The sequence below is a fragment of the Streptomyces sp. NPDC050564 genome (assembly GCF_044457265.1).
Lineage (GTDB): Bacteria > Actinomycetota > Actinomycetes > Streptomycetales > Streptomycetaceae > Streptomyces.
In genome coordinates this window covers 205,573-208,647 of sequence record NZ_JBITGS010000014.1, presented here as the reverse complement: position 1 = coordinate 208,647, position 3,075 = coordinate 205,573, and the positions used below count along the sequence as shown (strand labels likewise).

Here is a 3,075-nt window from a genome sequence, read left to right as displayed (position 1 = left end):
CGTGGGGGGCTCGTTGGGCGGGTTGGGGGCCCCCGGTGGGCGGGGGGGGTACAGTTTGGCGGAATGCACGACGCTCGGGTTGGGGGGGGTGTGTTTCACGTGAAACACACCGCCCCTCACCATGCAGGGGGCACGCGCCTCAGAGCGGCAGCTTGAATCCCACGTGGGAGGCTGTGAAGCCGAGCCGCTCGTAGAAGCGATGGGCGTCGGTGCGGGTGACGTCGGAGGTCAGTTGGACCAACTGGCAGTCCAAGCACCGGGATTCGTCGATCGCCCACTCGATGAGCTGGGTGCCGAGGCCGCTGCCGCGCTCGTCGGCATGGATGCGTACGCCTTCGATGATGGAGCGAGTAGCTCCCTTGCGGGACAGCCCGGGAATCACCGTGAGCTGAAGGGTGCCGACGACACGGCGTTCACGCACGGCGACGACCAGCCGCTGGTTCGGGTCGGCGCTCAGGCGCTCCAAGGCGGCGAGATACGGGGTCAGGTCGTCCTGCGACTCCCGTTGGGCGCCCAGCGGATCGTCCGCGAGCATCGCGACGATGGCGGCCACGTCTTCGGCGACAGCGGCTCGTATTTCAAGATCTCCCATGACCGCACCCTACGAGAGCACGCTCATGGGGCGCACGGTCTATACGGGCACGCTCGCAGACTCCACGACTCGGACCAGCGGGGCCAGCTCCGGGCTCTTGGCAGCTTCGTCGAGTGCATCGCGCAGGGCGGCGTCGTTGGTGGGTCGTGCCTCTTCGAGGAGCTTGAGGCCCGCCTCGCTGACGTTCGTGTAGATGCCGCGCCGGTCGGTCGGGCAGAGATAGCGGGAGAGCAGCCCGCGGTCCTCGAGCCGGGTGACAAGACGAGTGGTGGCGCTCTGACTCAGGACGACCGCGTCCGCGACCTGCTTCATCTGCAGATGACCGCCCTCACCCTCGTGCTGTCGGCTGAGTACGTCGAGCAGCGAGTACTCCCGCACGCTCAGGTCGTGCTTGACCTGCAGCTCGCGCTCGATGTGGGCCTCGATCCTCCCGTGCAAAAGAGAGAGAGCACACCAGCCCTGAGCGAGGGCGGTGAGCGCGGGGTCCGTGGCTGTCATGGCATTTTCCTCCGTCCCGGAGCGGCTGAAACCCAGGATAGAGCACGGGTGCAATAGCCCTCTGTTGCATATAACCCGCGTCTGCAACTATTGTGAACGCACGCAAAGCGCTCCTGCAATCGTCTGGGAAGGTGTACCCCACCATGCCTCTCGCGCTTCTGGCCCTCGCGATCGGGGCCTTCGGAATCGGAACCACCGAGTTCGTGATCATGGGTGTGCTGCCCGAGGTCGCCGGTGACTTCGGTGTCTCCATCCCCACCGCCGGACTGCTGGTGACCGGCTATGCCCTGGGCGTGGTGATCGGTGCTCCGATCATGACTGCACTTGGCACCAAGGTGTCCCGCAAGCGGATGCTGATGCTGCTGATGGGGCTGTTCGTCCTCGGGAATCTGCTCTCCGCCGTAGCTCCGGTGTTCGGGCTGATGCTGGCGGGCCGAGTGGTCGCCTCGCTCGCGCACGGTGCCTTCTTCGGCATCGGTTCGGTGGTCGCCGCCGAGCTGGTCGCCCCCGAGAAGAAGGCCGGTGCCATCGCCATGATGTTCAGCGGGCTCACCATCGCCAATGTCGTCGGAGTCCCCCTGGGCACGCTGATCGGGCAGTCCGCGGGCTGGCGGGTCACCTTCGCGGGCGTCGCCGTGCTCGGCCTGATCGGTCTGCTGGGCATCGCCAAGCTGGTGCCCGAGCTGCCGAAGCCCGAAGGCGTACACCTCCGTCATGAGCTGGCCGCCTTCAAGAACGTCCAGGTGCTGTTGGCCATGGCGATGACCGTGCTCGGCTTCGGGGGCGTCTTCGCGGCCGTCACCTACATCGCGCCGATGATGACGCACGTCGCGGGCTTCGCCGACGGCTCCGTCACCTGGCTGCTGGTGCTCTTCGGCCTCGGCATGGTCGGCGGGAACCTCATCGGCGGCAAGTTTGCCGACCGTGCGCTGATGCCGATGCTGTACGTGTCCCTGGGTGGTCTCGCGGTCGTGCTTGCCCTGTTCACCGTCACGGCGCACCACAAGATCCTCGCGGCGGTCACGATCGCCCTCATCGGCGCTCTGGGCTTCGCGACCGTGCCGCCGCTGCAGAAGCGAGTGCTCGACCAGGCGCATGGCGCCCCCACACTGGCGTCTGCCGTGAACATCGGCGCCTTCAACCTCGGCAACGCCCTCTCGGCCTGGCTCGGCGGCATCGTCATCGCGGCCGGCCTGGGTTACACCGCCCCCAACTGGGTCGGCGCCGTCCTCGCCGCGAGCGCGCTCGTCCTCGCCTTCCTCTCGGCCTCCCTGGAGCGCCGTGCGGACGCCCCCAGCACCGTCGTCGTCGGCGGCTCGCCCGTGGAACAGCGGACGGCCGTCCACCACTGACCGGGGTCTGGACGGCGCGGGGCCAGGGCCGTCCCCGCACTGCCTCGACTCGGCACCAGCCGCAATCAACCCAGCACATGCCCCCGCAAGGAGAAACCCCTCATGAGCACCACCACCGCCATCGCCCCGCTGACCACCGAGGACGCCGAAGTTCTCGTCACCGCGGCCCGCCGCGCCGCCGAAGCTGCCGGAGTGAGGGTCAGCGTCACCGTTCTCGACGCGGGCGGTCACCTGCTCGCCTTCCGTCGCGACGATCAGGCCGTGCTGATCTCGGGCGAGACCAGCACCCGCAAGGCCTACACGGCGCTCCAGCTGGACTCCGCCACTGCCGACCTCGTCGACGCGGTCCAGCCGGGCGGCCTCTTCCACACCCTGCCCACCGCGCTCGACCGGCCTCTGCTGTTCATCGCGGGCGGCGTGCCGGTCCACCGCGACGGCCGCCTGATCGGAGCCATCGGTGTCGGCGGCGGCGCGCCGGACCAGGACCACGGCTTCGCTGCCACCGCCGTGGAGTCGCTCGCCTGAGTGCACCCCTGTAGAGAAGCGGGGGGGGGGGGGGGGGGGGGGGGGGGGGGGGGGGCGGGGGGGGGGGCGGGGGGGGGGGGGGGGGGGGGGGGGGGGGGGCGGGGGCGG

At 69.4% G+C, this 3,075-nt stretch carries 4 protein-coding genes; 2 read left to right on the top strand and 2 right to left on the bottom strand.

Annotated features, from left to right (window positions below):
* Positions 1–139: 139 nt before the first annotated feature.
* Both ACIBK0_RS23475 and ACIBK0_RS23470 read right to left on the bottom strand, forming a co-directional pair.
* Positions 140–592 carry a GNAT family N-acetyltransferase gene (locus tag ACIBK0_RS23475; protein ID WP_399083118.1) on the bottom strand — a complete coding sequence of 151 codons (453 nt, stop codon included), beginning with the start codon at positions 590–592 and terminating at the stop codon, positions 140–142.
* Between the two features lie 39 nt (positions 593–631).
* Complete coding sequence (locus ACIBK0_RS23470) at positions 632–1,090, bottom strand: MarR family winged helix-turn-helix transcriptional regulator (RefSeq protein ID WP_399083115.1); 459 nt, start codon at positions 1,088–1,090, stop codon at positions 632–634.
* Between the two features lie 143 nt (positions 1,091–1,233).
* On the opposite strand from ACIBK0_RS23470, the gene ACIBK0_RS23465 reads away from it, so the two are divergent.
* Positions 1,234–2,442 carry an MFS transporter gene (locus ACIBK0_RS23465; RefSeq protein WP_399083112.1) on the top strand — a complete coding sequence of 403 codons (1,209 nt, stop codon included), beginning with the start codon at positions 1,234–1,236 and terminating at the stop codon, positions 2,440–2,442.
* Between the two features lie 102 nt (positions 2,443–2,544).
* A complete protein-coding gene (locus ACIBK0_RS23460) occupies positions 2,545–2,967 on the top strand; it encodes a heme-binding protein (protein WP_399083108.1) in 423 nt (140 codons plus the stop codon).
* Positions 2,968–3,075 lie beyond the last annotated feature (108 nt).